The sequence below is a fragment of the Kribbella sp. NPDC051586 genome (assembly GCF_044453965.1).
Lineage (GTDB): Bacteria > Actinomycetota > Actinomycetes > Propionibacteriales > Kribbellaceae > Kribbella.
In genome coordinates, this window is sequence record NZ_JBITDF010000005.1 from 487,236 (window position 1) to 512,857 (window position 25,622).

The window sequence follows — 25,622 nt, forward strand, 5'->3', positions numbered from 1 at the left end:
ACGCACGAAACCCGGCCGAGGTTGGCCCGGGACACGCGCCCGCGGCGAAACCGGGGCGGGGATCGTTAAGCGCTCGTGATCTTCACCGCGCGGCGCTTGACCACGATCCGGCGGGACGTCTCGACGACCAGACCGACCGTCGCGGCCAGGCCGAAGCTGAACGCGAGCCCCTTCAACTGGTCGTGCGCGAACGCGTCGCCGCCCAGGTAGCCGAGCAGGGCGACGTACGTGTACGCGATCGTCACCCCGAAGAACGTGAACACGATGAACTTCTTGAACGAGTACCGCGTCGCGCCCGCGGTCAGCGTGGCGACCATCCGGGCGCCGGGGATGTAGCGGACCGTCATCAGGATCAGCCCGCCCCGCGAGTGCAGGGCGCCGGCGACCCGGTCGTAGACCTGCTGACGGCGCTCCTGACGCTTCATCCAGCGGTGCAGCGCCGGGCCCGAACCGCGGCCCATGAAGTAGCAGGTGGACTCGCCGATGACCGAGCCGACCATCGCGACCGCGATCACGAGCAGCAGGTTCTGGTGGCCGGCGGCAGCGGCCATGCCGGCCGTGATGACCATGCCCTCGCTCGGGACCACCGGGAACACCGCGTCGACCGCCGCGGCGATGAACAGGATGAGCAGCAGCCAGTGCGAGGCCATCGCGATGCCGAGCAGGTGTCGCGCGACCTCCATCAACTCTGTCACCCGGAAAGGATGCCATCTCCTGCCAACATCGCCGCAATCCCATCGGTGTGATTCAGCCGCGGTTCACCCGATGTTCAGTCCTGACGGCTCACCGTGGTCAGAGCTGTACGGGCAGTTCGCGGATCGCGTTCATGAGCAGGCCGGGGGTGCGGACCGGGTCGCGCTCCGGCTCGGCCAGGCGCAGGTCAGGGAAGCGCTCGAAGAGCATGCCGAGCGCGATCCGGCCCTCCAGCCGGGCCAGCGGCGCCCCGAGGCAGTGGTGGATCCCATGGCCGAAGGCGAGGTGCGCGGAGTCCGGGCGGGTGATGTCCAGCTCGTCCGGCCGCTCGACCTTGCGCGGATCGCGGTTGGCCGGCAGGAGCGCGAACACGATCACCTCGCCGGCCTCGATCCGGGTCCCGGCGATCTCGATCGGCGCCTGGGAGATGTACGGGATCGCGGCCTGCAGCGGGCCGTCGTACCTGAGCAACTCCTCGACCGCGGCGGGCAACCGGTCCGGCTCGGCCTTCAGCAGTTCCAGCTGGTCAGGGTGCCGCAGCAGGGCGTGTACGCCGTTCGTGATTAGGCTGACTGTGGTCTCGTGGCCGGCTGCGAGCAGCAGGAAGATCATCGAGGTCAGCTCGTCCTCACTCAGTCGGTCGCCGCCGTCGCGGGCCGCGATCAGGCCCGACAGCAGGTCGTCGGTCGGCGCCTGCTGCTTCTGCGTGATCAGCTCGTGGACGAAATCGAGCATCAGCGTGGTCGCGTCGATGTACTCCTCGGCGGTGTGCATGGTCGCGTTCACGAACACCGAGGACCACTGGCGGAAGTCCTCGCGGCGGACCGGCGGGATGCCGATCAGCTCGCAGATCACCGTGATCGGCAGCGGGTAGCTGTACGCGTTCACCAGGTCGACGCGATCGCCGGTCGCCGCCATGTCGTCGAGCAGGCCGGCCGCGATCTCGCGGATCCGCGGCTCGAGCGCGTCGATCCGGCGGCGGGTGAACGCGGCGGTGACGAGCTTGCGCAACCGGGTGTGGTCCGGCGGATTCGCGCCGAGCATGTGCCGCTCGGTCCGGTTGATCAGCTCGTCCATCATCGTGTCGCGATGCGGCCCGTCCAGCGGCGAGCGCACCACGTCCGGGTGGGCGAGCAGCTCGCGCGTCTCGGCGTACCCGGTCACCAGGCAGACCGGGACGCCGGTGAACAGCGTGAGCCGCTGCACGGGTCCCTTGGCCGCCAGGTCCTCGAAGCCCCAGTGCCGGGCTATTCCGCTGGTCTCCGTGAACGGCTGCCTCATGCGGCCAGCCTACGTTCGCCGTCCCAGCTGCTCAGCGAGCTCGGTGCGGGAGTGGATGCCCAGCTTCGTATAGACCTTGCGCAGGTGGTACTCGACGGTCTTCGGGCTCAGGAACAGCCGGGCCGCGGCATCCCGGATGCTGTGCCCGTCAGCGAGCAGTACGGCGATCTGCCGCTCCTGCGGAGTCAGCTCGTCCGCTGTGCTCGGCACACGCCGCCGTGCGGTCTCACCCGTCGCCTTGAGCTCCGCCGCGGCCTGGTCTGCCCAACCGAGCGCACCGAGCGCGTCAAAACCCTCCACAGCGAGCCTGAGCTGGGTCCGGGCGTCCACGCGCCGCCGTACCCGTCGCAGCCACGCACCGTACGCCAGACGCGTCCGGGCCAGCTCGAACGCGTCCAGCGTCACCTCGTGCCGGCTGAGCGCCAGATGGAAGTCCTCCTCGCTGTCACCGGCCACACCACGCGCCCGCGCTGCTCGCGCCAACGACCATGGCTGACCTTTCGCCTCCGCCAGAGCGGAGTGCTCGCCAGCTACTCGCTTCGCATCCTCGACACGCCCCAACCGCAGGTACACCTCGACCAGCTCCGGTGCGGGCGACAGGTCCGGGTCCTTCAACCCATACTCGGCCAGTACGTCGACCAGCCGCTCGTACTGCGGCAGGGCCGCCGCCGGATCACCACGCCCTAGCTCCAGGTCGCCGAGTGCAAACAGCGACCACAGCGTCCCGAGGTGGATCTCCTGCTCGGCACAGATGCGCAGACACTCCGCAGCGACCTCCTGGCATTCCGATCTGCCCTGGTGGGACCACAGCCACGCCAGCCCGGCCAGGTTCATCGCCAGTTCGGTCGTCTGACCAGTCTCACGCGACAGCCGGATCCCCTCGTCGTACGACGTCTCCGCGTCGGCCCAGCGGTCAGTGGTGGCGTCATCGCGGGCCAGCACGAACAAGAGACCGGGCAGAGTCCCCAGAGCGACCTCCTCCCGCCGTTCGAGCATCGCCTGCTGCAGTAGCGTCCGGCCGGTGCCGGTCTCCCGGAGGAACAACGCAGCCAGCACCATCCAGACCTGACGACGGCGGTCGCGGTCCAGCTCGTCCGACGGTTCCAGTCCGATCGCCGCGCGAATCTGATCCGTACCGCCGCTGCCCGCAAGGACCTTCGCGACTCCGCTCGCGAGCATGCTCATGATCCGCGGACCAGGGCGATCGATAGCCGGCCTGAGCCGGTCGATCTCGTGGGCGATCTCCAGCCCGGCGGGAGCATCGCACAGCCGGAAGCACGCAGCGACCGCATCAACGAGCAGCCCGGTAGCGACCTCGGGGTCGGTGGACTCCGCTGCAGCTGCGACCAGGATGTCGCGAGCCCGGCGCGGCGACCCGCACTTCACCTCGATGTCGCCGCGAATCTCGTGCGCCCGGAGCTTCACCGGCAGCGGCGGCTGCAGGCTCAACGCGTCGGCAAGCAAGGCCTCTGCACGCTCCGCCAGTCCAGCCGACCACGCCGCCTCACCAGCGGCAACCAGTCTGAGTGCACGGTCCTGCAGTCCCTGACTGAGTCGACCAGCACGCTCGTACGCCGTAGCGGCGACCGCATGTGCACCGCGGGAAGCAGCGTGCTCGGCCGCGACGACCAACCCGGCCGCCACCTCGTCGTCAGCGCCGAGAACCGCCTCGGACAGGTGCCAGGCCCGTCTGTCCCCGTCCGGCGTGGTCCGAGCCACCGCGCGATGCGCAGTACGTCGCTTTGCCGGGTCTGCGCTCGTGTAGATCGCGGAGCGGACCAGGGGATGCCGCCAGACGACCTCGCCCTCGCGGATCGCGACCAGCCCGGCTGCTTCGGCCTCCTCGAGCACAACAACGTCGACACCCAGCTCTGCGCACGCACGCGCGACGGCTCCGAGTTCGCAGTCGTCGATCGCCGACACCAGCAGTGCGGTGCGGGCGTCCTGGCTGAGCCGATTTGCTCTGCTGACAAAGGCTTCTGCGAGCATCGCGGGGACGGGGAGCGGCACACCAGGCGGCGTACGGTGCAGGCGGTCCGGGTCGTCTGCGAGCTCCAGGAGCGCTAGTGGGTTGCCTGCCACGGTTTGGTACAGCTGCTCGACCAGGTCACCCGGGAGGTGCTGCACGAGTTGCTGGGCGGCCTCCAGCGTGATCCCGTTCAGCTCCAGTCTCGGGAGATCCGCCTCGAACGGATGTGGCTCGTGGGCGCGGGCCGCGATCAGCATGACGATCGGATCGGCAACCAGACGCCGGGCCGCGAACAGCAAGGCTTCCGCGGATGGCCGGTCGAGTAGATGGGCGTCGTCGATGATCAGTGCGAGCGGCGCGTCCTCCGCGTACCGGCAGATCAGGCTGAGGGTTGCGGCACCGACAGCGAAACGATCCGCGGGAGTCGCGGTCTGAGGTCGTAGTGCGAGCGCCGATGCGAGCGCCGACTGCTGCGGGCCGGGGATGCGGTCGAGGCTGGACAACGCCGGTCGCAGCAGTTGGAGCAGCGCAGCGAACGGGAGCTCACGTTCGGCCTCGGCGCCGCGAGCTCGCAGGATGCGCAGTCCGCCGGCCAGTTCGGCGGCTTCGTCCAGCAGGCTGGTTTTGCCGATGCCCGGCTCGCCGGTGACGAGCAACGCCCCAGCGGCTCCGACCCGCGCCCCCGCGACCAGCTGCTCGATCACCCGGCGCTCCGCCTCCCGCCCGATGAGCATGTCTCGCAGTGTGCCCTAGGGGGCCCACCTGATGCGATGGTCCGTCCACGCTGCCTAGGTTCGCCGTACGAAAACCACTAGGGGGCAAAGCAAATGACTGTTGCAATCGACGCCGACAAGTTGATGGGCTTCGTGTTCAAGGCGGTCGACGAGGTAGGGGCGACGCTGAACGCGGCGCTGGTGGTGATGGGAGATCGGCTCGGGTACTACCAGGTGCTCGCCGACCAGGGCCCGGCCACACCGACCGAGCTGGCCGAGCGGACCAGCACCGACGAGCACTACACCCGCGAGTGGCTGAACGCCCAAGCAGCGGGCGGGATCGTCGAGTACGACGCGGGCACTGGTCGCTACACGTTGCCACCCGAGCACGCCGTGGCCATGACCGATCCGAGCAGCCCGGCGTACCTGCCCGGCTTCTTCCAGATCGCACTGGGCACGCTGCAGCACACCACGGACACGATCGAGGCAGCACGGAGCGGCGCCGGGGTCGGGTGGCACGAGCACACGTCGGACGTTCACGTGGGGTGTGAGCGGTTCTTCCGGCCGTCGTACAACGCGAACCTGTTGCCGAGCTGGCTGCCCGCGCTGGACGGCGTGGTGGAGAAGCTCCAGCAGGGTGCGACGGTGGCCGACATCGGCTGCGGGCACGGATCGTCCACCATCCTGATGGCCGAGGCGTTCCCACGGTCTACGTTCGTCGGCTCGGACTACCACCAGGCCTCGATCGAGACTGCCCGGCTGCGGGCGGCAGATGCGGGCGTCAGCGATCGGGCGTCCTTCGAGGTCGCGGCGGCCGACCGCTTCAGCGGGTCCGGGTTCGACCTGGTGACGACGTTCGACGCCCTGCACGACATGGGCGATCCGGTCGGCGCGGCCCGGCACGTACGGGACGCGCTGGCGGCCGACGGCACCTGGATGCTGGTCGAGCCGATGGCCGGCGATCACGTCGAGGACAACCTCAACCCGGTCGGCCGGGCGTACTACGGCTTCTCCACGCTGCTCTGCACGCCGGCCTCGCTGTCCCAGCCCGTCGGCCTCGCGCTCGGCACCCAGGCCGGCCCGGCGCGGATCCGGGACGTCACCAAGGCGGCCGGGTTCACCCGGTTCCGGACCGTCGCGGAGACGCCGTTCAACCTGGTGTTCGAGGTGCGCCCTTGACAGGATAGTTCACCACCTGGTGAAGTGTTGCGCGTGCTGACGAGGACGTTCGGAGCGCTCGCGGACCCGACCCGGCTGGCCATCGTGAGCCGGCTGAGCCGGGGCGACGCGACGATGGGCGAGCTCGCCGAGCCGCACCGGATCACCCCACCCGCGATCACCAAGCACGTCGGCGTGCTGGTGGACGCGGGTCTGGTACGTCGGCGGCGGGTCGGCCGGACCGTGGTGTGCACGCTCCGGCCGGAGGCGCTCTCCGAGTTGGAGCAGTGGCTCGGCGACCTCACGACGTACTGGAACAGCACCGTGGACCGGCTGGAAGAACTCTTGCGAGGGGACGACGATGGACACTGAGATCCGGATCGAAAGGGTGCTTCCGGCAACGATCGGGCGGGTGTACGACGCCTGGACGCGGGCCGACCTGCTGGTCCAGTGGTACTGCCCGAATCCCACCTGGGAGTTGAAGGTGGACGCCGACGTCCGGGTCGGCGGCGACTGGATGGTCGAGATGGGACCGCACGTGGTGCGCGGGACGTACCTCGAGGTCGAGCCGCCGCGGCGGCTCGTGTTCAGCTGGAAGTGGGACGGCACCGAGGACGAGCCGACCCGCGTCGAGGTCGACCTGGCCGAAGTGGCCGACGGCACCCGGATGGTCCTCAGCCACACCGGCTTCGCCGACGCCGAGGACGCCGCCAACCACCAGCAGGGCTGGGAGCCCGAGCTGGTCCGACTAACCGACCTACTGAACTCCGTCGGCGCAAGCTGACCGCTTGATGCCGCGACGTGGTACGGGCCGGCTCCAGGAGTAGAAGGCCCCGGAGAAAGGTCGAGCCCCGGGCGGTAACCCGGGGCTCATGCGGATGGATGGACAGTGGCGGTCTTCAGCTGCCGGACTTGCGCCGGAACTGGCGCTTCTGCTTGTCGTTGTGCGCGTCGCCTACGCCCTGCCCCCGCACTCCGGATCCCGGATGCGAGTGCTTCCCGGCGTTCTTCTTCTCGAGCGCTTCCCGAAACTTCTTCTGCAGATCGTCCGCCGGCTCGCTGGACTTGTCGCTCATACCGTCTCCTTCACAAACCGTCAGGCGTACGCACCCACGCTAACCGAGGGTGAACGCGAACCGCGACTGGAATACCACCGATCTCACCAGGAGAAAACCCCCGCCGACAGCCCGAGCGCCGCTGTTAGGTTCGCCGTACGCCGACGGAGGGACACGAAATGCTGGTGAGCAACGAGGCTTTGCTCGGGATCGCGCTGGTCGAGCTCGGCCTGGTGATCGTGCCGGGGCCGAACATGATCTACCTCGTGTCCCGCTCGATCGTCCAGGGCCGCCGCGCCGGGCTGATCTCGCTCGCCGGGGTCGGCATCGGCTTCCTGGTGTACCTGCTCGCGGCGAGCGCCGGCCTCGCGACCCTGTTCGCGCTCGTCCCCGAGATCTACCTGACGCTGAAGCTCGCCGGCGCGGCGTACCTGCTCTGGCTCGCCTGGAACGCGCTCCGCCCCGGCGGCGCGTCGGTCTTCGCCACCCAGGAGCTGGAGCCCGACGGCCCACGCAAGCTGTTCGGGATGGGCCTGCTCACCTGCCTGCTCAACCCGAAGATCGCGATCCTCTACATCTCGCTGCTCCCCCAGTTCCTCGACCCGTCCCGCGGCCATCTCGGTGCGCAGAGCCTCGTCCTCGGCCTCACCCAGCTCACCGTCGGCGTCGTCATGAACGCCGTCTTCGTGATCACCGCCGGTTCGGTCGCCGTCTTCCTCTCCCGCCGCCCCACCTGGATGCGCATCCACCGTTACGTCACCGGCACAGCGCTCGCCGTCTTCGCCGTCCGCCTCGCCACCGACCGAGCCCGCCCACTCGCCACCCACTGAGAGCTGTCGGACCGGGCCGTTAGCGTGACCCGCGATGAACATCGATCGGCTGGTCGCAGCCTGGGGCTCGTGCCGGATCCGCGTCGGCTCGACACCCGGCGCCCGCTCCCGAGCGAGGTACGGCTCGGCGGAGCCACGAGCGACCTCTTCGACGAACGTCTGCCGGCCGGCGTTGCGCTTCCGGTGACTCGGCCCGTGGCAGCTCGTGGTGAGCGTCATCGGGTCCTACGGGCCGTCGCTCGGCAGCTACAACGACGTGATCGACTCCGACGACTTCGTCGTACTGGGACAGGACACGCGGCGGTGGATGACGCGCCAGGTCTGGGGGGCTCGCGTGTTGCAGTGTGGTGCGACGCCGCCGGACTGTGAGGACAATGAGCGGTGGACGTTCACGCTGTTCCCTGGCGAGGAGCTCGTCGACGGGCAGGCCGAGTCCGGGACCGTGCTGAAGGGCAAGGTCCGGTTCCGGCTGGGCAAACCGGACCGCGGCATCGGTTCGGCGCGGGTCGCTCCGGCGCTGCTAATTGATGTGCAGTAGACGGATGGCTCGCGGATACTGCTGGGCGTGATGATGCATGTCGGGCAACTGAGTGTGACCGTCGAGCTGGTCGAGCGGCTGATCCAGGAGCAGTACCCGGACTGGAGCGGGCTCGCGGTGCGGCCAGTCGCGTCGAACGGGACGGTCAACGCGCTGTTCCGGATCGGCGACGAACTGGTGGCGCGGTTCCCGATCATGCCCGGTGACCCGGCGACGGTACGCGCCGAGCTCGAGGACGAGGCCGATGCGGCACGGCGGTTGCGGCGCATCTCGCCGTACCCGACGCCGGAGCCGATCGCGATCGGTGCGCCGGGCCTCGACTATCCGCAGGCCTGGAGCGTGTACAGCTGGATCGACGGGACGATCGCACACGACGCCGACGTTGCCGGATCGACCGCCTTGGCCGAGGATCTCGCCCGGTTCGTACTCGCGCTGCGGGCGGAGCCGACCGAAGGAAGGGTGTTCACGGGCTCCTGGCGCGGCGGCGTACTCACCTCGCAGGACGAGTGGGTCCCCGACTGCCTCGAACGTAGCCGCGGCATGATCGACGTCGACGGACTCGCCCGCCTGTGGGCCGACCTCCGGACGACACCGCGCACCGAGCCCGACACGTGGACGCATCGCGACCTCATGCCCTGCAACCTGCTGGTAGCGGACGGCCGGCTCGCAGGCGTGATCGACGTCGGCACGTTCACCGTCTCCGACCCCGCGATGGACCTCCAGCCCGCCTGGAATCTCTTCGATCCGACCGCTCGCGAGGTCTTCCGCATCGCGGTCGGCAGCGACGACGCCGAATGGCGCCGCGGCATGGGCTGGGCGTTGGCGCAGGCCGTCGGCTGTCTCTGGTACTACGTCGAGACCAACCCGGTCATGTCCCGCACCGCCCACCACACTCTGACCGAGCTGCTCAAAGTCGCCTAGCCACGAACACGAACTCCTTGCCCGGCCGGTCCGGGGCGTCGCGCACCTCGTCAACGACAAACCCGGCTGCCACCAGCGACTCCTCGACCTCGTCCCGCTCCCGGAACCGCAACGTCGAGTCCGACGTGAGTACGGCGCCATCCGCCGAGAAGACGTACGTCGCGTGGAACGACACGAACGGCGGCTCCACGCTGACCAGGTCGCTCCAGCTCTCGACTGTCCCGCCTCCCGGGGCGGGCTGGACCTGATGCGTGTTCTCCCGCGTCCATTCCTCCCAGGCGCGCTTCGCCGGATCCCGCGTCTCGAACACGAACCGCCCGCCCGGCGTCAACGCCGCATGTACGCCGTCGAGCGTCGCCGACCACTCCGCATCGGTCAGGAACACCTGCGCCACGTTCCCCGTCATCACCGCGAGATCCACCTGCAACGGCGGCAAGGTCGTCGCGTCCCCGTGGATCCACCGCACCCGGTCGGCAAACTCCTTGCCCCGGGCAACCTCCAACGAGGCCTCGGCCGGATCCATCCCGACCACGTCCACCCCGACGCGAGCCAGCCAACACGCCAGCTCCCCCGTCCCACACCCCACATCCAGCACGTGCTGAGCCGCGAACTCGCTCACCATCGCGACGTAATGCTCCAGATCCCCCCGCCCCGCCTCCAGCACGTCATACATCGCAACCAACCGAGGCACCCCGAACAAAGCATCAACCATCCCGCGACGCTATCCCCACCACCCGCCGCCCGGCGACCTGATTTCCTGTGCGTAACGACAGGACGTAGATCTGTACGTATAGCCCACCTCCCGCCTGAGCGCGCGCGAGATCGCGGCCGGAGAGGCACTACCTCCTGTCGTTAGGCCACCATCACGACGTCGCTCCGGTATAACGCCGCAGCCCGGCTCGCCACGCCAGCCCGGCCAGCGCGGCTGCTACCCCAGCCGCAAGAACCCCGGCGGCCACAACACCCACCCGCGGACCGCGCAGCAACGCGGCCGATGGGACCGAGGCGATCAATGCCATCGGGAAGACGTAGGTGAGGACGACGCGGATCGGGCGGGCGAACACGTCCGTCGGGTAGCGGCCCAGCTGCCAAGCGGAGTGGAAGAACACATCCAGCTGCAGCTTCGGCGCCCAGAACGCCAAGCAGGCGAACAACACGCTCAACGCCCACGTCACCACCAGCCCCGCCACGACCAGCACCAACCAGCTGACCACTCCGGCAAGGCTCGGCGTCTGATCCGCGACTCCCCAACCCAGCACGCCGAAGCCCAGCAGCAGCTGGATCAGCTGCAGCGGGGAGGACAACGACAGGCTCGCCAGGAACAAACTCGGTGCCGGCTGCAGCAAGTACCCGTCGAGCTTCCCGTTCCGGATGCCGGTCTCCGGGAACCACGACAAGTTCGGATCGATGAACGTCGCGCGCAGCCCGGTGATCAGCTGGTACGTCCCGATCAGCACCAGGAACTGCGCCTTCGACCACCCCGCCAGACTGTCGGCCCGCGAGAACACGATCAGGACCGCCGCCACCGCCGTACCAAGTCCCGTGAACGCGAGCAGTACGTCGAACACCAGGTTGACCCGGAACGCAACGCTCCGCCGTAGCGCCATCGAGAACCCCGCACCCATCAACCGAAGCAGCTTCACGATCCCACCGCCGTGTACCGCCGTACGCCGATCCGCCAGACGACCGTGACCACAGCCACCAGCACCACCACCCAGATCAGTTGATAAACCAGCGAGCCACTCCCACTCCCGGCAGCGATCTCGGCAGGCAGACCGTTCATCCCGTAGAACGGCAGCACCTCCGCGACCCGGCGCCACGTGTCCGGCAGCAGTCCGATCGGCGCCGCCGTACCGCCGAACAGGAACATCAACTGACTGCCGAACCCCACGACCGCGTGGACGCGATCCGTCCAGAACGCCGTCAACGCCAGGAGGAACGTCCACAGGAAGACGAGGACGGCGGCGAACAACAGGTACGGCACCGAACGCAGCACCGCCGACCACTCGAACCCGACCCGCAACCCGACCCCGGTGAGCAGCACGATCGGTGCCCCGAGCAACGTCAGCCACGCGCGGATCGCGAGGTTCATCCCGATGACACCGATCACCACCGGTTGCGGGCGGAGCAGCTCGTGGCTCAGCGTCCCGTCGTAGATCCGCTCGGAGAACGTGTGCTGCTCGAAGGACTCCGTCATGAGCGTCACCAGGATGACCGCGACGTAGTAGCGCGCGATGGCCGGATCGTCCGGGTAGACCGCGGACCACACGAACAGCCCGATCAGCGGCGCCACCACGGCCTGCACCACGAGCGTCAGCAGGAACCACCACGCGCCCGACCATTCGAGCACCTCCTGGCGGAGCCGGAACCCCAGCAGTACCGCGGTTCTCATCGCAGCCCCTCGCGGTACGCCTGGTCGATGACCTTCTCCAGCGGCGGCTCCTCCACGGCGAGATCGACGACCTCCAGCGCCTGCAGCAACCGCGCCGTCGTCCCCGCCACCTCGTCCCGCGGCACCCGCAGGACCCACTGCCCCTCCGCCTTCTCGACCACCTCGCCGAACGCCGTCGGATCGCCTTGCGTGGAGATCCGGATCAGCTTGTACGGCGACAGGCGGGCGGAAAGCTCCGCCAGCGGGCCGTCGTACTGGACGCGGCCGTGGTCGATCAGGATCAGGCGCGGACACAGCGATGCGACGTCGGCCATGTAGTGGCTGGTCAGGAGTACGGTCGCGCCGGTTTGTTCGACGTACTCCGAGACGAACTCGCGGATCTGGCTCGCCGCGGTGACGTCGAGGCCGATCGTCGGCTCGTCGAGGAACAGGACCTCGGGGCGGTAGATCAGCGCCATCGCGAGACCGACGCGCATCCGTTCACCGAGGCTGAGGGCGCGGAGTTGCCGCTCCAGCAGGGGTTCGAGGTCGAGGAGGGCCTGGAGATCGCTGAGCGTACGGCGGAACGTGGCGCGCGGGACGTCGTACAGCAGGCGCTGGTACTCGAGGGAGTCCATCACGGTCAGCTCCTGCGATCCGCCGACCGGCTGACTGCCGCGGACGAACGCGATCCGCTTGAGGAACGTGGAGCGGCGCTGCCACGGGACCGTGTCGAGGACGCGGACCTGGCCGCTGGTCGGATGCAGGATCCCGGAGAGGATCTTCATGGTCGTGGTCTTGCCGGCGCCGTTCGGGCCGATGAAGCCGGAGACCTGGCCCGGCGCGATCGTGAACGAGATCTGATCCAGGGCCTGGACGGTCTTGTACTCGCGTTTGATCAGCGAACCGAGCGCGGCGCGGAGACCGCCTTTGCGGACCGGGGCCTGGTAGGACATCGAGAGGTTCTCCACCTCGACTGCAGTCATGGAGCGACCGTAGGAAGAAAAGACGCCCATCTATGTCTTATTTTCCTGAGATAGTCGACGTATGCGCGCAGAACGCCTCCTCCGGCTGCTGCTGTACCTGCAGACCCACGGTCAGACGACGGTCGCCCAACTCGCGGAGGCGCTCGACATCTCACCGCGCACGATCCAGCGCGACCTCGAGGTCCTCAGCCTGGCCGGCGTCCCGATCTACTCGATCCGCGGCCGCCGCGGCGGCTGGGCGCTCCTCCCCGACTACCGCACGCGGCTGACCGGACTCACGCCGTCGGAGGTGATGTCGGTCTTCGTCGGCGCGACCGCGCATGTGTTGGCCGACCTCGGCCTCGACGCCTCCAGCGATCTGGCCGTCAGAAAGCTCATCGCGTCACTTCCCGAAGGCACGCGCCGCGAGGCCGAGTACGCCCGCCAACGCCTCCTCATCGACCACGCCGGCTGGGACGACCGCCGCGAAACCCCGCGCTGGCTGGACCTCTGCCGCCAAGCCCTGTGGGAGGAACTGCGCCTGGCGATCATCTACGGCGACGGCACCGAACCGTTCGAGGTCTCGCCCTTAGGTCTGGTGGCCAAGGCCCGCACCTGGTACCTCGTGGCGGCGCGCACCGACGGCCGCCTCCGCACGTACCGCCTCTCCCGCCTGACCTCGGCCGAGCTCACCAGCGAGCCCTTCACCCGCCCACCCACCTTCGACCTGGCCGCCTACTGGGCCCAGTCCCAACGAGAGTTCCAAGCCTCCCGTCCGTCCTACCTCATCACCCTGAAGGTCCGCGACCACGCAATCCGCCGCTTCCGCCCCACCACCCCGATGATCCCCACCACCGACGGCTGGTGGCTGATCCACACCGACCTCGAATCCCCCCACGAAGCCTGCGCCGCCGTCCTATCCCAAGCAGGCGCCGCCATAGCCCTGGACCCCCCAGAACTAATAACCCTCATCCACAAAGCCGCGGACTCCATCACCAAGTCCCACTAGGGTCAGCTGCCTACCCCGTGGTAGGTGCCTTGGTAGGCCGCTTGGATGTCGGTCCAGAGCTCGGCGAGAGGTTCCGTGATGTCGGTCAGGCGGTCTAGTTCTTCGCGATCGTCGTCGTCGGAGGCGGAGTGGAGGCTGCGGTACGCCTCGGTGTTGAACTCCGCTGCGGCCGTGGCGACTGCACCGGCCAGTCGGGCCAGCTCCACCCTGGGTAGGTCCGTCTGGAGTCCGCTCAGATAAGCGGCTTCGGCTTGGTCGTACGCGTTTTCGAACTGCCCCAGGTCTGCCATGCCGTTAGTCCTACATGGTGGAGCGGAATTCGGCCACCGAGCGCTCGTACGTCAGGGCGGTGAAGTCTGCTCCGGACGGTGAGGTCACGGTCTCGGGCTCGCCGACCTGACGGTAGCCGGAGCTGAGCAGGGTCCGTTGCGACGCCCGATTGTCCGGGGCGGTCCTGGCGTCCAGGAAGGTCAGCCCCTGGTGAGCCGCAACGCGCCCAGCCGCGACAAGAGCGTCTCGGGCCACGCCTCTGCCTCGGCCCCATGGAGCCAGCCAGAAGCCGACCTCCGCGCGGTCGGCTCGTACGTTGAACAGGACGATGCTGCCGAGGAATTCGTCGGAGGCGGCATCGGCAATTGCGAGCACAGCCAGAGAACCGTCGGCTAGACGGCCGCGATCTCGCCGTCGATCTGCTCCCGCACGATGCTCTCCGTGTACTCGGACAGCGGCAGGTGTCCGTTCCGCTTGACCGACTCATCATCGGACCCCCGAGCGAAGGCAGCAGCATCCGCATGCTCGAGAGTACGGATCCGCACCTGCCCCTCGACACAGGGCAGCGCATCGAACACCGTCACTCCTTGCAGCTCAGACGTTGAAGCGGAACTCCACCACGTCGCCGTCCTGCATGATGTAGTCCTTGCCTTCCATGCGGACCTTGCCGGCGGAGCGGGCGGCGGTCATGGAGCCGGCTGACATCAGGTCGTCGTACGAAACGATCTCGGCCTTGATGAAGCCGCGCTGGAAATCGGTGTGGATCACACCGGCGGCCTCGGGGGCGGTGGCGCCGCGTTTGATCGTCCAGGCGCGGGATTCCTTGGGGCCTGCGGTGAGGTAGGTCTGCAGGCCGAGCGTGTCGAAGCCGACGCGGGCGAGTACGTCGAGGCCGGGCTCGTCGATACCCATCTCGGCGAGCATCTCGCGGGCCTCGTCCTCGTCGCCGAGCTCGACCAGTTCGGCCTCGAACTTCGCGTCCAGGAAGATCGCCTCGGCCGGCGCGACCAGGTCCCGCATCTGCTGCTTCAACTCGTCGTCGGCGAGCTCGTCGGCGTCGCAGTTGAAGACGTACAGGTACGGCTTGGCCGTCATCAGCATCAGCTCGCGGATCGCGTCGCGGTCGACGTCGGTCGCGATGATCGGCGTACCGGCCTCGAGGTGCTTCTGCGCCTCCCGGACCGCGTCCAGGACGGCGACCGACTCCTTCTTCAGCCGGGCTTCCTTCTCCAGCCGCGGGATCGCCTTCTCGACGGTCTGCAGGTCGGCGAGGATCAGCTCGGTCTGGATGGTGGAGATGTCGTCGGACGGCGAGACCTTGCCGTCGACGTGGGTGACATCGTCGTCGCGGAACACCCGGGTGACCTGGCAGATCGCGTCCGACTCGCGGATGTGGCTGAGGAACTTGTTGCCCAGCCCCTCACCCTCCGACGCGCCGCGGACGATGCCGGCGATGTCGACGAACTGGACGGTGGCGGGGATCACCTTCGCGGACGAGTACAGCTCGGCCAGCTTGCCGAGCCGCGCATCCGGCACACCGACCACCCCGACGTTCGGCTCGATGGTCGCGAACGGATAGTTCGCGGCGAGTACGTCGTTCTTGGTCAGCGCGTTGAACAGGGTGGACTTGCCCGCGTTGGGGAGCCCGACGATTCCAATGGTGAGTGCCACGGGCGTCAAGGTTACGCGGCGAAGCCCGAAGTACCCCAATCGTCGGAGCACGAACGGCTCCATCGGTCCCAACCAGGCGGGATCGAGCGACGTCTCCACTCGGTGACCACTTGGACGGACCGCATCAGGATTCCTTCACGCTTCGTGTTCGGCTGCCTGCAATTCCTGCGCTTCGGCTGCCTGGAGCTGGTGTCCTGCCTGTTCCCGGCGTTCCTGTTCGCGGGCCTGGCGATCTCGAAGTACGTCGACCTGCCGATCGCCCGGTACGACGCGTTGCTGATCTACTGCGTCGGCCTGACGTTCCTGTTCTGGGTGATCCGGCTGGAGACGTGGCGTGAGGTCGCGGTGATCTTCGGGTTCCACCTGGTCGGGCTCGGGCTGGAGCTGTTCAAGGTGCGCGTCGGCTCGTGGCAGTACCCGGGCGACGCGGTGACGAAGTTCGCCGGCGTACCGCTGTTCGCCGGGTTCATGTACGCCGCGGTCGGCAGCTACCTGTGTCAGGCCTGGCGCCGGTTCGACCTCCGCGTCAGCAACTACCGCCCGGTGCTGACCACGATCTTCGCGGTGCTGATCTATGCGAACTTCTTCACCCATCAGTGGCTGCCCGACCTGCGGATCCCGATCGCGCTCGGCCTGCTCGTCGTGCTGCGTCGGACCTGGGTCTTCTTCACCGTCGGCGTACGGCGGTACCGCATGCCGCTCGCAATGTCGTTCGCGCTGATCGGATTCTTCTTGTGGATCGCCGAGAACGGGGGCACGTTCCTCGACGCGTGGAACTACCCGGACCAGGTGAACGTGTGGCATCTCGTGCACCCGGCGAAGTTCGGCGCGTGGTCGCTGCTGGTCAGCATGAGCTTCGTGCTGGTCGCGAGTGTGAAGTCGCTGGAGGGGCGGCTGTACCACCGTGGCACGACCGCAACAGTCGAGATCGCACCGCAACATCAGGACGCCAACCATGCTGACAGGTAAGGCGTCTTCAGGGGTGTGAGGCTTCCTGAGGGGGAGCTGTTGCTGGGGAACAACCGCCTGATGTGCAAGGGGAGCATGATGTCGCGAAAGTTTGCCGCCTTCGTCGCGACCGGCGTGGCGCTGGCCGTCGTCGTCGGATCGCTGCTGGTGCTGGCGCTCAGCCATCAACGCCAGCCGGAGCCGACCGCGGCAACCACGCAGACGTCGGCCTCGACGACACCGTCGCCGACGCCGACCGACACACCGACGCTGAACGCACCGCCGTCGACACCGCGCAAGCCGGCGCCGGACCCGACCGCAGCGCTTGCCACAGGCAACAAAAAGGCGCTGTTCTTCAGCTTCGACGACGGCCCGGACCCGGTCTGGACACCGAAGGTGCTGCAGGTGCTCGCGAAGTACGGCGCCCACGCAACGTTCTTCGAACTCGGCGCGATGCAGACCGCGCACCCGGGTCTGCGCGAGCAGGTGCTTGCCGCTGGCAACGCGATCGGCAGCCACTCGATCACGCACCCGCAGCTGACCGCGATCTCAGCGGCCAAGCGGCACCACGAGATCTTCGACGGACCACAGTCGACCTGCTTCCGCCCGCCGTACGGCGCCTCGAACCCGAAGGTCCGCGCCGACATCAAGGCGGCCGGCATGGTGCAGGTGCTCTGGGACGTCGACCCGCGCGACTGGGCCCGCCCGGGCACGACCGCGATCGTGCACAACATCATGACCCACGCGCACAACCACAACATCATCCTGATGCACGACGGCGGCGGCAACCGCGCGGAGACCGTCGCGGCCCTCGACAAGGTCCTCCCGCTGCTGAAGGCCCAGGGCTACAGCTTCCCAGCCATGGACTGCTGACCTCTACCGGCGCAGAATGCGCCATGGATGCTTCCCGAGAGCTGCAACGCCTGGCCAGCGGGTACCAGGTGACACAGGCGATCCACGTCGCCGCCCGGCTGGGAATCAGCGATCTGCTGGCGACCGGCCCGAAGAGCCCGACCGAGCTCGCCTCGGCGACCGGTGCCGACGAAGAGGCGCTGGCCCGGCTCATGCACGCGCTCACCGCACTCGGCCTCTACACGGCCGACGGTGACGCCTTTGCCAACACGGAGCTCGGCGCGGCGCTGCGGGTCGACGCACCGCACTCGGTCGCCGGCTGGGCCCGGTTCATCGGCATCGGGTCGCATTGGGAGGCGTACACCGGCCTCGAAGAGAGCATCCGGACCGGCGAGACCGCTTTCTCGGCCGTGCATGGAGAGCCGGTGTGGGAATACCGCGCCAAGCATCCGGAGGAACAAGCAGCGTTCGACGCGGCGATGACGTCCAGGTCGGATGCGGTGGCCGACGCGGTGGCGGCGGCGTACGACTTCAGCGGCTGCCACACGGTGGTCGACATCGGCGGGGGCCGCGGGCGGTTGCTGACCCGGATCCTCGAGCGCAATCCGTCGGTCAGTGGGGTGCTGTTCGACCAGCCCGACGTGGTTGCGGGTGCGGACGACCTGCTCGCGGCCTCCGGTGTCGCGGTGCGCTGCAAAGTCGTCGGAGGCAACTTCTTCGAGAGCGTCCCCGCGGGAGACGCGTTGGTCCTGAAGTCCGTGATCCACGACTGGGCCGATGCCGAGTCGATCGAGATCCTCCGCACCTGCCACCGCTCGCTGCCCGCCGACGGCCGCGTGCTCCTGGTGGAGCAGCTCCTGGACCGCTCCCCCGACCCCGTCGGTACGGCGTTCTCCGACCTCAACATGCTCGTCATGACCGGCGGGCGCGAGCGCACAACGGACCAGTACCGGGCCCTGCTCGCAGCGGCCGGGCTCGATCTCACCGACGTCGTTCCGACGCCCGGCCAGTCGTTCATCATCGAGGCGACACCCCGACAGCAGGCGTAGTTCTCAGAAACTGTCGGTGGGCTTAGGCACTATCAGTGACATGTCCGGTACGACGGTGTTGTTGGTGCTGCTCTTCCTCGCGGTGGGGCTGCTGCTGGGTGCTGTGTTCGGCGTGCTGTGGGTGCGCGGGCGGGACGGCGCCGCGCTCGCGCGGATCACGGCCGAGCGGGATGCGGCCGAGGATCGCGTCGTCGAGCTGACCCAGGAGCGGACGTCCGTCGGCCAGCAGATGGGTGGCCAGGCCGTCGTCAAGGAGGCGCTGGATCGGCTGCACGCACAGCTGAATCAGCTCGAGCAGGGCCGCGCCGCCTGGCAGAGTCAGCTGCACCAACAGGTCAACGAGGTGCGGATGAGTGGCGAGGCGCTCAGGCGCGAGACGGCGTCGTTGTCGACCGCGTTGCGAAAACCTCAGGTCCGCGGACGATGGGGCGAGCTGCACCTGCGACGTACGGTCGAGCTGGCCGGCATGGTGGCGCACTGCGACTTCACCGAGCAGACGACGACGTTCGGCGAGGACGGCGTACTGCGTCCCGACCTCGTCGTGAGGCTTGCCGAGGGCAAGAATATTGTCGTCGACTCCAAGGTGCCGCTGGCCGCGTTCCTCGATGCGAGCGAGTCCGACGACGCGGCGTTCCGCGAGGACCGGCTGCGCGCGCATGCCCGCCATCTGCGCACGCACGTCGACCAACTGGCGTCGAAGGCGTACTGGACCAGGCTGTCGCCGTCGCCGGAGTTCGTCATCCTCTTCGTGCCGGGCGAGTCGTTCCTGTCCGCGGCGCTCGAGACCGAGCCGTCCCTGCTCGAGTACGCCGCTGAGCGCAGGGTGATCCTCGCGACGCCGACGACGCTGATCGCTACGCTGCGCGCCGCGGCGTACGCGTGGAACCAGTCGGCGCTGACCGAGTCCGCCCAGCAGGTCTTCGAGCTCGGCCGCGAGTTGTACGAGCGGCTCAGCACCATGGGCGAGCACCTGGGCCGGGTCGGCCGGTCGCTCACGTCAGCCGTCGAGGCGTACAACGGGACGGTCGGCTCGTTCGAGCGCCGCGTCTTCATCACGGCCCGGAAGCTCCGCGATCTGCACGTCACCGAGTCCGAACTGACCGCGATGGAGTCCATCGAAGCCTCCGTCCGCCCACTGACCGCACCCGAGTTCCTGGCCATCGAAGAGTCTGCGACGACTCGAAGGTGGCCGCCTCCACAAGCGGGCTGACGGGACGGCCCGAATTCGGGACTTCGTGCTTGCCTGCCGTCTGTTCGCCTTTCCGTACCGGCAGCCATGACGCCACCTCCGCGGGCTTGACCGCCGGCCCGCAGCTGTGCCGCGTCAGGTGCCGATCGCCGGTGTGGCGGAGCTCGTCCGGCTGACCGGCGTAGCTGTCGGGGTCGTGCCAGGTGCCTCCTCCCGCCGACTTGAGGAGGGCTCGCCCCCTCCAGGCCCTGCAACGCCTGCTCCTGCGAGATGCGCCACGTGTTGCAGGGCCGGGTCGACCGGTGTCTGCTGCGCGAATTGCCTCGCCCGGATGGAGGCACGGTCGACGGCACCGCTCGCCAAGTGTTCACTCACGGACGTATCTGTCGCGGCAACCGCCTTACCGAACCCCGCCTTCAGGTCGGCGACCAGCGTGGCCCTCGCCTCCGGCGGCATGTGCGTCGCGCCGTGCGTCTCGAGGACAGTCTTGGCGACAGCGTCGAACCGCTGGCCGGGCGGAACCGCCAGCAAATCGTCGCGGGTCGAATGGAGTGAGTCGTCATACCCGAGGTCCACGCCGCGAAGCGCCGCCACTCTGAGGAGCAGACCGTCGGCAGCGGGCTGGGCTCCGCTGGGCCCGAAATACGGCGAGTGGCCATCCCGGTACAAGTTCTGGCCGACGCCGATGCTGTCTGCGAGGTCCCGACCCTGGGCATGCGTCCAGCCTTCGGCGAGTCCAACCGCGAGCTGCCTGTCGAGCTCGTCGCCCGACTGCTCCGAGCCCATACCACTGTCAGTCGCGGTCAACACCGCCTGTGTGGTGGCGTCGCCGAGGTCCTGCTGCGCCGCACGCAGATCCTCGAATGACATCCCAGCCGGCCCGACTCCGAAGGGGTCAGTCAGCGTTTCCAGGCGGTTGGACGTCTGCTCGCCCATGACCAGAGACCCATCCGCACCACCGACAGCAGACCGCGCTCCGTCTGCGGGGTCCGCAAACACCCTCGACCGCGGGTCGTGCTCGCGACCGAACCTGCGCGCGACAGTGTCGAGGAGAGCATGCAGATGTGGTGCCCTCAGTGCCATCAGTGCCATCAGTTGCCCTTCCGTGTCTGTCAGTGGCGCAGGTCGCTGAGACTAGACCTGGCCGAGGGTCTCGGGCCGTCGCACTTCGGCGACGAACCCACCAGCTCCACCACCCGATGAGCGCTGACCCAGTAGTTCGACACGACAGCCACCCTCCTCGCGAGCGCTCCTGATGTAGGCATCTGTCGGAAAGCCGACAGTGGTGGGCTGTTGACAGTCGGTGGTCACCTCACGACACGATGAGAGCGCTCTCTCGGGGGGCCGACGTGAGGAGGAACCATGCGGTTCAGAACGCGAATGCTGGCTGTCGTCGCGGCCGCTGTCACTATGGCCGGCGCACTGGCGGCGAACGCGAACCGGCCGGCCGACGCGGCCGTCCCGGCGACGATCCCGTTGACGATCACGAACAACTCGGGCCGCGGTGACGCGGTCTACATCTACAACCTCGGCACGAACCTGGCGACCGGCCAGCAGGGCTGGGCCGATGCCGCGGGCGCCTTCCATGCCTGGCCGGCCGGCGGCAACCCGCCCACTCCGGCGCCGGACGCATCGATCGCCGGGCCGTCCAACGGGCAGTCCGTCACGATCCAGATGCCGAAGTTCTCCGGCCGGGTGTACTTCTCCTACGGCCAGAAGCTCGTCTTCAAACTGACCACGGGCGGCCTGGTGCAGCCCGCTGTGCAGAACCCGAGCGACCCCAACCGCAACATCCTGTTCAGCTGGTCGGAGTACACGCTCAACGACGGCGGGCTGTGGATCAACAGCACCCAGGTCGACATGTTCAGCGCGCCGTACGCCGTGAGCGTCAACGGGAACACGACCGGCCACCTGAAGGCGGGCGGCTACAACGCGGTCTACAACGCACTCAACGCCAGTGGCTGGGGCGGCCTGATCCAGAAGGCACCCGACGGTTCGGTCCTGCGGGCACTCTCCCCGCTGTACGGCGTCGAGACCGGCGCGCTCCCGGCAAGTGCGATGGACGACTACATCAACCGGGTCTGGTCGAAGTACAGCTCGGAAACGCTGACGGTCACGCCGTTCGGCGACCAGCCCAACACGAAGTACTTCGGCCGCGTCTCCGGCAACGTCATGAACTTCACCGACGGCTCCGGTGCGGTGGTCACGTCGTTCCAGAAGCCCGACTCGGCCAGCGTGTTCGGTTGTTTCAACCTGCTCGACGCACCGAACGACCAGGTCCGTGGGCCGATCTCCCGCACGCTGTGCGCCGGCTACAACCGCTCAACGTTGCTGACCAACCCGAACCAGCCCGACCCCAGCGACGCGAACTTCTACCAGGACGCAGTCACCAACCAGTACTCCAAGAACATCCACGCCCAGATGGCCGACGGCCGCGCGTACGGGTTCGCCTTCGACGACGTCGGCAACCACGAGGCGCTGGTCCACGACGGCAACCCGCAACAGGCCGGGCTGATCCTCGATCCGTTCAACTGAGGCTTGACTCCGCGATCCGTTAGTGGCAACTTACCGTTCGTGGGAACTTACGGATCACTCGAAGCGGCCGACCCGGTGCTGGATGCGCTCGGCGACCCGACGCGACGGGTGATCCTCGAGACGCTGCGAACCGGTGGGCCGTGCTCGGTCGGTGTTCTGGCCGAGCGCGTGCCCGTCAGCCGGCCCGCGATCTCCCAGCACCTGAAGGTGCTCGGGGCGGTCGGACTGGTGCGGCACGAGTCGCGTGGTACCCGGAACATCTACCGGGTCCACCAGTCCGGTCTCGACGAGCTGCGCAGCTGGCTCGACCGGTTCTGGGGCGACGCGCTCGATGCGTACGCAGACCACGTCAGGCGGACCGAGGAGGAACGGAAATGAGCGTGGAACACGACATCTCACCGCTGGTGAAGACCGTTGTCGTACCGGTCGGCGTCGAGCGGGCGTTCGAGGCCTTCACCGCGGAGACGTCGGCGTGGTGGCCGCTGTTCAGCCACTCGGTCGGCGAAGCGGCGGCCAACGAGGTCCGGATGGAGGGCGCCGTCGGCGGCCGCATCGTCGAGTTCGGCGCCGAGGGCGAGCTCGCGACCTGGGGCACGCTGTCGGACTGGGACCCGCCCACCACGGTCGGCTTCAGCTGGCATCCGGGCGGCGATCCGAGCGAGGCCGGTCAGGTGACCGTCACGTTCACCCCGACGGCCGACGGCACCGAAGTACAGCTCGTCCATTCCGGCTGGGAGCGCCGCGGCGACAGCGGTCGCGCCCGCCTCAGCTACGACACCGGCTGGGACTACGTGCTGGGCAAATATGTGGAGTTCGCCCGATAGTGGGCAGATGACTTCTCCGGTTGACGCGCGCGCCCTGGAAGCCTCGCTGCGGCCGCATGGTGAGTCGGTCATGTTGCCGCGCGAGGCGTACACCGATCCCGCCGTGCTCGCGTGGGAGCGCCGGCACTTCTTCGCCGGGACCTGGACCTGCCTCGGGCGCGTCGACGAGTTGGCGGACGGTACGACGCATCGGGAGGTGACCGTCGGCGACATCGCGACGGTCGTGACGTTCGGCGAGCGACCGCGTGCGTTCGCCAACACCTGCAGGCATCGGGGTCACGAGCTGCTGCAGCGCGACGAGACCAGCGATCGCCGGGCGGTGGTCTGCCCGTACCACGGCTGGTCGTACGAGCTCGACGGCTCGGTGAAGGCGGCGCCGCGGATGGGCGACGACTTCCATACCAAACCGTATGGTCTGGTCGAGCTGCCGGCCGAGGTGTGGCAGGGCTGGCTGTTCGTGAACGCGACCGGTACGGCGACGTCGTTCGCGGATCACGTCGGCGGGCTCACCCAGCTGGTCGCGCCGTACGCGCCGGAAACGCTGGCCCTGAAGGCGCGGCACACGTACGACGTGGCGGCGAACTGGAAGACGATCGCGGAGAACTACCACGAGTGCTACCACTGCCCGCTGATCCATCCCGAGCTGTGCAAGGTGTCGCCGCCGACGTCGGGCGACAACTGGAACCTGCCCGGCGCGTGGATCGGCGGACTGATGGACCTGCGACCGGACGCCGAGACGATGTCGCTCGACGGCCGGTCGCACGGGGTCATGCTCGACGGTGTCGATCAGCGGCGGGTGAACTACCTCGGCCTGTTCCCGAACCTGCTGATCTCGTTGCACCCCGACTACGTGATGACGCATCGCCTGGAGCCGCGTACGCCGAGCCTCACCGCGATCGAGTGCTCGTGGTACTTCCGCCCCGAGGTCACGGATCCGTCGTACGCCGTGGAGTTCTGGGACATCACGAACCGCGAGGACTGGGCCGCCTGCGAGTCGGTCCAACGCGGCGCCGAGTCCCCGCACTTCCGCCCGGGCCCGCTGGCGCCCGCGGAGGACGCCGTCTACCAGTGGGTGACGATGCTGGCCCGCGGGTACCTCGGCAAGCCCCTCAGTAGCCCAGCGTGAAGCGCTGCTTGTTGTGGTCCGGGGTCTCGAGTTCGTTGATCAGGGCAACCGCGTAGTCCTCGGCGGAGATGTGGTCGCCGATCGGCTCGTCCAGGCTGAGACGGAAGACGCCGGTGCGCTCGCCAGGCGCGATGACGCGGGCCGGGCAGAGCATCGTCCAGTTCACGTCGCTCGCCCGCAGGTTCTCCAGCGCCCGCGAAACGGTCAGCGACTCGTTCTTGTACTCGGCCGGGAAGTCCGGACCGTCCACGACTCGGTTGCCGTTGACAACCAAACTGCCGGCGCCGCCGACCACGATCAGCCGGGTCGCCGTCCCCCGCACCGCGGCGATCAGGTTGTCGACCGCGTCCAGGTACTCCTGGTGGTCGCCGCCCGTCCGGCTCGGTCCGATCGCCGCGACCAGCGCGTCCGATTCGGCCGCCAGCTCCTTGGCCGATGCGACGTCGTCCGCGTTCGCCTGCACCGCGCGAACGCCGCCCGGCAGCTCGCTGCTCGAGCGGGTGACGCCGGTCACCTCGTGGGCGCGACTCACCGCCTCCGCCACGATCCGGCTCCCGACCATGCCACTTGCCCCGTATACCGCGATCTTCATCGTTGTCCTCTCGTCGTCGTTGTCGACGACGGTATCCATTGGTAACTGGCTACTTCAACGTGCTATAAGTACCTTGTGGTAACTAAAGGCAATGTGTTCGACCCGAACTGCCCGACCCGGGTCATCCTGGACCGGATCGGCGACAAGTGGACGGTGCTCGCCGTCCTGCTGCTGCGCGACGGCCCGCTCCGCTTCACCGAGCTCCGCGACGGCATCGGCCGGGTCGCGCCCAAGGTCCTCACCCAGACCCTGCGCCGGATGGAGCGCGACGGTCTGGTCACCCGCGAGGTCTTCGCCGAGATCCCACCCCGCGTCGTCTACACCCTCACTCCGATGGGCGCCTCCCTGATCGAGCCGATCAAGGTCCTCACCGACTGGGCCGAGACCCACATGCCCGCCATCACCAAGGCCCAGACGCAGTACGACGCGGTCTGAACATCACAAGCTCCGCACTGTCGGATTACAGCTCAACCTTTCGGAACCTTCGCCTCATCACACTCCTGACCGGGATGACAGCGAGGGGTGTGGGATGGATCCAGGACGGGATCGGGAGTTCGCGGACTTCGTGGACGGGCGGTTCACGGCGTTGCAGCGGTTCGGCTATCTGCTGACCGGGGAGTGGCATCTGGCTGAGGATCTGGTGCAGACCTCGCTGACCAAGGTGTGGTTCCACCGCAACTCGTTACGCAGCGGGAACGCGCTGGAGAGCTACACCCGCACCGTTATGGTCAACACCAGCACCCAGTGGTGGCGACGCAAGTGGAAGGGCGAGACGCCGACCGAGCATCTCCCCGAGCCCGAGAGCCATTCCTCGGGGAAGTCGGAGTACGGCGTCGTGGACGACCGCGACCTGTTGCTCCGGGCCCTCGCCACGCTCCCCCGCCGGACCCGCGCGACGCTGGTCCTGCGGTACTTCGAGGACCTGCCCGAGGCCGAGATCGCCCAGATCATGGGCTGTTCGCTCGGCACGGTGAAGAGCAACGTCTCCCGCGGGCTGGCAAAGCTCCGCGAGCACCACCTGGTGGCCGCCGTCTCCGCCCCTGCCCAGAAGGAGGGCTGAGTC

The 25,622-nt window shown here is 68.3% G+C and carries 32 protein-coding genes; 18 read left to right on the forward strand and 14 right to left on the reverse strand.

Annotation, left to right across the window (positions count from 1 at the left end):
• Positions 1–65: 65 nt before the first annotated feature.
• The 3 genes from ACIA58_RS35860 to ACIA58_RS35870 form a co-directional block, all read right to left on the reverse strand.
• A complete protein-coding gene (locus tag ACIA58_RS35860; protein ID WP_396408294.1) occupies positions 66–695 on the reverse strand; it encodes a DedA family protein in 630 nt (209 codons plus the stop codon).
• Between the two features lie 97 nt (positions 696–792).
• Positions 793–1,974, reverse strand: coding sequence for a cytochrome P450 (locus ACIA58_RS35865; RefSeq protein WP_396408295.1), 1,182 nt, complete (start codon positions 1,972–1,974; stop codon positions 793–795).
• Between the two features lie 9 nt (positions 1,975–1,983).
• Positions 1,984–4,677, reverse strand: a complete 2,694-nt coding sequence (locus ACIA58_RS35870; RefSeq protein WP_396408296.1) for a helix-turn-helix transcriptional regulator — start codon at positions 4,675–4,677, stop codon at positions 1,984–1,986.
• Between the two features lie 93 nt (positions 4,678–4,770).
• Here ACIA58_RS35870 and ACIA58_RS35875 point away from each other — a divergent pair, with 93 nt between their 5' ends.
• From ACIA58_RS35875 to ACIA58_RS35885, 3 genes are read left to right on the forward strand one after another with little or no spacing between them, the layout of a single operon-like run.
• The gene (locus ACIA58_RS35875) at positions 4,771–5,835 is read left to right on the forward strand and encodes a class I SAM-dependent methyltransferase (protein ID WP_396408297.1); all 1,065 of its coding nucleotides are present in this window, start codon (positions 4,771–4,773) and stop codon (positions 5,833–5,835) included.
• 33 nt (positions 5,836–5,868) lie between these two features.
• Positions 5,869–6,186: an ArsR/SmtB family transcription factor gene (locus ACIA58_RS35880; protein ID WP_396408298.1), complete on the forward strand. Its 318-nt coding sequence runs from the start codon at positions 5,869–5,871 to the stop codon at positions 6,184–6,186.
• On the forward strand, positions 6,176–6,598 hold the full coding sequence (locus ACIA58_RS35885; RefSeq protein ID WP_396408299.1) for an SRPBCC domain-containing protein: 423 nt from the start codon (positions 6,176–6,178) through the stop codon (positions 6,596–6,598). Before ACIA58_RS35880 ends, ACIA58_RS35885 begins: the two co-directional genes overlap by 11 nt.
• A gap of 115 nt (positions 6,599–6,713) precedes the next feature.
• On the opposite strand, the gene ACIA58_RS35890 is transcribed toward ACIA58_RS35885, so the two are convergent.
• Positions 6,714–6,890, reverse strand: coding sequence for a DUF5302 domain-containing protein (locus ACIA58_RS35890; protein ID WP_157996243.1), 177 nt, complete (start codon positions 6,888–6,890; stop codon positions 6,714–6,716).
• 158 nt (positions 6,891–7,048) lie between these two features.
• Here ACIA58_RS35890 and ACIA58_RS35895 point away from each other — a divergent pair, with 158 nt between their 5' ends.
• Genes ACIA58_RS35895 through ACIA58_RS35910 form a run of 4 tightly spaced genes read left to right on the forward strand, consistent with a single transcriptional unit; the run spans position 7,049 to position 9,158 of the window.
• Positions 7,049–7,699, forward strand: coding sequence for a LysE family translocator (locus ACIA58_RS35895; RefSeq protein WP_396408300.1), 651 nt, complete (start codon positions 7,049–7,051; stop codon positions 7,697–7,699).
• A gap of 34 nt (positions 7,700–7,733) precedes the next feature.
• Complete coding sequence (locus ACIA58_RS35900; RefSeq protein WP_396408301.1) at positions 7,734–7,886, forward strand: hypothetical protein; 153 nt, start codon at positions 7,734–7,736, stop codon at positions 7,884–7,886.
• A 21-nt stretch (positions 7,887–7,907) separates the two neighbouring features.
• Positions 7,908–8,237 carry a hypothetical protein gene (locus tag ACIA58_RS35905; RefSeq protein ID WP_396408302.1) on the forward strand — a complete coding sequence of 110 codons (330 nt, stop codon included), beginning with the start codon at positions 7,908–7,910 and terminating at the stop codon, positions 8,235–8,237.
• Positions 8,238–8,267: 30 nt separating this feature from the next.
• Positions 8,268–9,158 carry an aminoglycoside phosphotransferase family protein gene (locus ACIA58_RS35910; RefSeq protein ID WP_396408716.1) on the forward strand — a complete coding sequence of 297 codons (891 nt, stop codon included), beginning with the start codon at positions 8,268–8,270 and terminating at the stop codon, positions 9,156–9,158.
• Here the strand turns inward: ACIA58_RS35910 and ACIA58_RS35915 are convergent.
• From ACIA58_RS35915 to ACIA58_RS35930, 4 genes are all read right to left on the reverse strand, one after another.
• A complete protein-coding gene (locus tag ACIA58_RS35915) occupies positions 9,145–9,870 on the reverse strand; it encodes a class I SAM-dependent methyltransferase (protein ID WP_396408303.1) in 726 nt (241 codons plus the stop codon). The two genes, ACIA58_RS35910 and ACIA58_RS35915, sit on opposite strands and share 14 nt — an antisense overlap.
• A gap of 151 nt (positions 9,871–10,021) precedes the next feature.
• Positions 10,022–10,801: an ABC transporter permease gene (locus ACIA58_RS35920; RefSeq protein WP_396408304.1), complete on the reverse strand. Its 780-nt coding sequence runs from the start codon at positions 10,799–10,801 to the stop codon at positions 10,022–10,024.
• Positions 10,798–11,550 carry an ABC-2 family transporter protein gene (locus ACIA58_RS35925; protein ID WP_396408305.1) on the reverse strand — a complete coding sequence of 251 codons (753 nt, stop codon included), beginning with the start codon at positions 11,548–11,550 and terminating at the stop codon, positions 10,798–10,800. Before ACIA58_RS35925 ends, ACIA58_RS35920 begins: the two co-directional genes overlap by 4 nt.
• Positions 11,547–12,515: an ATP-binding cassette domain-containing protein gene (locus tag ACIA58_RS35930; RefSeq protein ID WP_396408306.1), complete on the reverse strand. Its 969-nt coding sequence runs from the start codon at positions 12,513–12,515 to the stop codon at positions 11,547–11,549. Before ACIA58_RS35930 ends, ACIA58_RS35925 begins: the two co-directional genes overlap by 4 nt.
• Before the next feature lie 61 nt (positions 12,516–12,576).
• On the opposite strand from ACIA58_RS35930, the gene ACIA58_RS35935 reads away from it, so the two are divergent.
• Positions 12,577–13,503 (forward strand): helix-turn-helix transcriptional regulator, encoded by a 927-nt coding sequence (locus ACIA58_RS35935; protein ID WP_396408307.1) that lies wholly within the window; start codon positions 12,577–12,579, stop codon positions 13,501–13,503.
• Positions 13,504–13,505: 2 nt separating this feature from the next.
• Here the strand turns inward: ACIA58_RS35935 and ACIA58_RS35940 are convergent, their stop codons facing one another.
• Genes ACIA58_RS35940 through ychF form a run of 4 tightly spaced genes read right to left on the reverse strand, consistent with a single transcriptional unit; the run spans position 13,506 to position 15,444 of the window.
• Positions 13,506–13,793: a hypothetical protein gene (locus ACIA58_RS35940; protein ID WP_396408308.1), complete on the reverse strand. Its 288-nt coding sequence runs from the start codon at positions 13,791–13,793 to the stop codon at positions 13,506–13,508.
• 10 nt (positions 13,794–13,803) lie between these two features.
• A complete protein-coding gene (locus ACIA58_RS35945; RefSeq protein ID WP_396408309.1) occupies positions 13,804–14,148 on the reverse strand; it encodes a GNAT family N-acetyltransferase in 345 nt (114 codons plus the stop codon).
• Positions 14,149–14,165: 17 nt separating this feature from the next.
• A complete protein-coding gene (locus ACIA58_RS35950) occupies positions 14,166–14,351 on the reverse strand; it encodes a hypothetical protein (protein WP_396408310.1) in 186 nt (61 codons plus the stop codon).
• Positions 14,352–14,367: 16 nt separating this feature from the next.
• Positions 14,368–15,444, reverse strand: coding sequence for a redox-regulated ATPase YchF (ychF, locus tag ACIA58_RS35955; RefSeq protein WP_396408311.1), 1,077 nt, complete (start codon positions 15,442–15,444; stop codon positions 14,368–14,370).
• A gap of 102 nt (positions 15,445–15,546) precedes the next feature.
• Here ychF and ACIA58_RS35960 point away from each other — a divergent pair, with 102 nt between their 5' ends.
• The 4 genes from ACIA58_RS35960 (at position 15,547) to ACIA58_RS35975 (ending at position 19,503) form a co-directional block, all read left to right on the forward strand.
• Positions 15,547–16,413 (forward strand): DUF817 domain-containing protein, encoded by an 867-nt coding sequence (locus tag ACIA58_RS35960; protein WP_396408312.1) that lies wholly within the window; start codon positions 15,547–15,549, stop codon positions 16,411–16,413.
• Positions 16,414–16,491: 78 nt separating this feature from the next.
• Positions 16,492–17,265: a polysaccharide deacetylase family protein gene (locus ACIA58_RS35965; protein ID WP_396408313.1), complete on the forward strand. Its 774-nt coding sequence runs from the start codon at positions 16,492–16,494 to the stop codon at positions 17,263–17,265.
• Positions 17,266–17,288: 23 nt separating this feature from the next.
• Positions 17,289–18,293: a methyltransferase gene (locus tag ACIA58_RS35970; protein WP_396408314.1), complete on the forward strand. Its 1,005-nt coding sequence runs from the start codon at positions 17,289–17,291 to the stop codon at positions 18,291–18,293.
• A 40-nt stretch (positions 18,294–18,333) separates the two neighbouring features.
• Positions 18,334–19,503, forward strand: a complete 1,170-nt coding sequence (locus ACIA58_RS35975; RefSeq protein WP_396408315.1) for a DNA recombination protein RmuC — start codon at positions 18,334–18,336, stop codon at positions 19,501–19,503.
• A 114-nt stretch (positions 19,504–19,617) separates the two neighbouring features.
• On the opposite strand, the gene ACIA58_RS35980 is transcribed toward ACIA58_RS35975, so the two are convergent.
• Positions 19,618–20,574 (reverse strand): hypothetical protein, encoded by a 957-nt coding sequence (locus tag ACIA58_RS35980; protein WP_396408316.1) that lies wholly within the window; start codon positions 20,572–20,574, stop codon positions 19,618–19,620.
• A gap of 270 nt (positions 20,575–20,844) precedes the next feature.
• Here ACIA58_RS35980 and ACIA58_RS35985 point away from each other — a divergent pair, with 270 nt between their 5' ends.
• From ACIA58_RS35985 to ACIA58_RS36000, 4 genes are read left to right on the forward strand one after another with little or no spacing between them, the layout of a single operon-like run.
• The gene (locus ACIA58_RS35985; protein ID WP_396408317.1) at positions 20,845–22,017 is read left to right on the forward strand and encodes a glycoside hydrolase family 64 protein; all 1,173 of its coding nucleotides are present in this window, start codon (positions 20,845–20,847) and stop codon (positions 22,015–22,017) included.
• A gap of 39 nt (positions 22,018–22,056) precedes the next feature.
• The gene (locus ACIA58_RS35990; RefSeq protein WP_396408318.1) at positions 22,057–22,395 is read left to right on the forward strand and encodes an ArsR/SmtB family transcription factor; all 339 of its coding nucleotides are present in this window, start codon (positions 22,057–22,059) and stop codon (positions 22,393–22,395) included.
• Complete coding sequence (locus tag ACIA58_RS35995) at positions 22,392–22,841, forward strand: SRPBCC domain-containing protein (RefSeq protein ID WP_396408319.1); 450 nt, start codon at positions 22,392–22,394, stop codon at positions 22,839–22,841. Before ACIA58_RS35990 ends, ACIA58_RS35995 begins: the two co-directional genes overlap by 4 nt.
• A gap of 7 nt (positions 22,842–22,848) precedes the next feature.
• Positions 22,849–23,967: an SRPBCC family protein gene (locus ACIA58_RS36000; protein ID WP_396408320.1), complete on the forward strand. Its 1,119-nt coding sequence runs from the start codon at positions 22,849–22,851 to the stop codon at positions 23,965–23,967.
• Here the strand turns inward: ACIA58_RS36000 and ACIA58_RS36005 are convergent.
• Positions 23,951–24,598, reverse strand: coding sequence for an NAD(P)-dependent oxidoreductase (locus tag ACIA58_RS36005; protein WP_396408321.1), 648 nt, complete (start codon positions 24,596–24,598; stop codon positions 23,951–23,953). The two genes, ACIA58_RS36000 and ACIA58_RS36005, sit on opposite strands and share 17 nt — an antisense overlap.
• A 36-nt stretch (positions 24,599–24,634) precedes the next feature.
• Here ACIA58_RS36005 and ACIA58_RS36010 point away from each other — a divergent pair, with 36 nt between their 5' ends.
• Both ACIA58_RS36010 and ACIA58_RS36015 read left to right on the forward strand, forming a co-directional pair.
• Entirely contained in the window at positions 24,635–24,994 is a 360-nt protein-coding gene (locus tag ACIA58_RS36010; protein WP_396408322.1) for a winged helix-turn-helix transcriptional regulator, read from the forward strand.
• A 94-nt stretch (positions 24,995–25,088) separates the two neighbouring features.
• Positions 25,089–25,619: a SigE family RNA polymerase sigma factor gene (locus tag ACIA58_RS36015; RefSeq protein ID WP_396408323.1), complete on the forward strand. Its 531-nt coding sequence runs from the start codon at positions 25,089–25,091 to the stop codon at positions 25,617–25,619.
• The last annotated feature ends 3 nt before the right edge of the window (positions 25,620–25,622 follow it).

What these genes read in the sequence shown, in the direction of transcription:
- ACIA58_RS35965 (WP_396408313.1), top strand. Translation starts at nt 16,492, where the DNA reads ATGTCGCGAAAGTTTGCCGCCTTCGTCGCGACCGGCGTGGCGCTGGCC.
- ACIA58_RS35910 (WP_396408716.1), top strand. Translation starts at nt 8,268, where the DNA reads ATGATGCATGTCGGGCAACTGAGTGTGACCGTCGAGCTGGTCGAGCGG.
- ACIA58_RS35915 (WP_396408303.1), bottom strand. Translation starts at nt 9,870, where the DNA reads ATGGTTGATGCTTTGTTCGGGGTGCCTCGGTTGGTTGCGATGTATGAC.
- ACIA58_RS36000 (WP_396408320.1), top strand. Translation starts at nt 22,849, where the DNA reads ATGACTTCTCCGGTTGACGCGCGCGCCCTGGAAGCCTCGCTGCGGCCG.
- ACIA58_RS35865 (WP_396408295.1), bottom strand. Translation starts at nt 1,974, where the DNA reads ATGAGGCAGCCGTTCACGGAGACCAGCGGAATAGCCCGGCACTGGGGC.
- ACIA58_RS36005 (WP_396408321.1), bottom strand. Translation starts at nt 24,598, where the DNA reads ATGGATACCGTCGTCGACAACGACGACGAGAGGACAACGATGAAGATC.
- ACIA58_RS35935 (WP_396408307.1), top strand. Translation starts at nt 12,577, where the DNA reads ATGCGCGCAGAACGCCTCCTCCGGCTGCTGCTGTACCTGCAGACCCAC.
- ACIA58_RS35875 (WP_396408297.1), top strand. Translation starts at nt 4,771, where the DNA reads ATGACTGTTGCAATCGACGCCGACAAGTTGATGGGCTTCGTGTTCAAG.
- ACIA58_RS35985 (WP_396408317.1), top strand. Translation starts at nt 20,845, where the DNA reads ATGCGGTTCAGAACGCGAATGCTGGCTGTCGTCGCGGCCGCTGTCACT.
- ACIA58_RS36015 (WP_396408323.1), top strand. Translation starts at nt 25,089, where the DNA reads ATGGATCCAGGACGGGATCGGGAGTTCGCGGACTTCGTGGACGGGCGG.
- ACIA58_RS35895 (WP_396408300.1), top strand. Translation starts at nt 7,049, where the DNA reads ATGCTGGTGAGCAACGAGGCTTTGCTCGGGATCGCGCTGGTCGAGCTC.
- ACIA58_RS35930 (WP_396408306.1), bottom strand. Translation starts at nt 12,515, where the DNA reads ATGACTGCAGTCGAGGTGGAGAACCTCTCGATGTCCTACCAGGCCCCG.
- ACIA58_RS35885 (WP_396408299.1), top strand. Translation starts at nt 6,176, where the DNA reads ATGGACACTGAGATCCGGATCGAAAGGGTGCTTCCGGCAACGATCGGG.
- ACIA58_RS35995 (WP_396408319.1), top strand. Translation starts at nt 22,392, where the DNA reads ATGAGCGTGGAACACGACATCTCACCGCTGGTGAAGACCGTTGTCGTA.
- ACIA58_RS35970 (WP_396408314.1), top strand. Translation starts at nt 17,289, where the DNA reads ATGGATGCTTCCCGAGAGCTGCAACGCCTGGCCAGCGGGTACCAGGTG.
- ACIA58_RS35870 (WP_396408296.1), bottom strand. Translation starts at nt 4,677, where the DNA reads ATGCTCATCGGGCGGGAGGCGGAGCGCCGGGTGATCGAGCAGCTGGTC.
- ACIA58_RS35980 (WP_396408316.1), bottom strand. Translation starts at nt 20,574, where the DNA reads ATGGCACTGATGGCACTGAGGGCACCACATCTGCATGCTCTCCTCGAC.
- ACIA58_RS35975 (WP_396408315.1), top strand. Translation starts at nt 18,334, where the DNA reads ATGTCCGGTACGACGGTGTTGTTGGTGCTGCTCTTCCTCGCGGTGGGG.
- ACIA58_RS35890 (WP_157996243.1), bottom strand. Translation starts at nt 6,890, where the DNA reads ATGAGCGACAAGTCCAGCGAGCCGGCGGACGATCTGCAGAAGAAGTTT.
- ACIA58_RS35925 (WP_396408305.1), bottom strand. Translation starts at nt 11,550, where the DNA reads ATGAGAACCGCGGTACTGCTGGGGTTCCGGCTCCGCCAGGAGGTGCTC.
- ACIA58_RS35940 (WP_396408308.1), bottom strand. Translation starts at nt 13,793, where the DNA reads ATGGCAGACCTGGGGCAGTTCGAAAACGCGTACGACCAAGCCGAAGCC.
- ACIA58_RS35900 (WP_396408301.1), top strand. Translation starts at nt 7,734, where the DNA reads ATGAACATCGATCGGCTGGTCGCAGCCTGGGGCTCGTGCCGGATCCGC.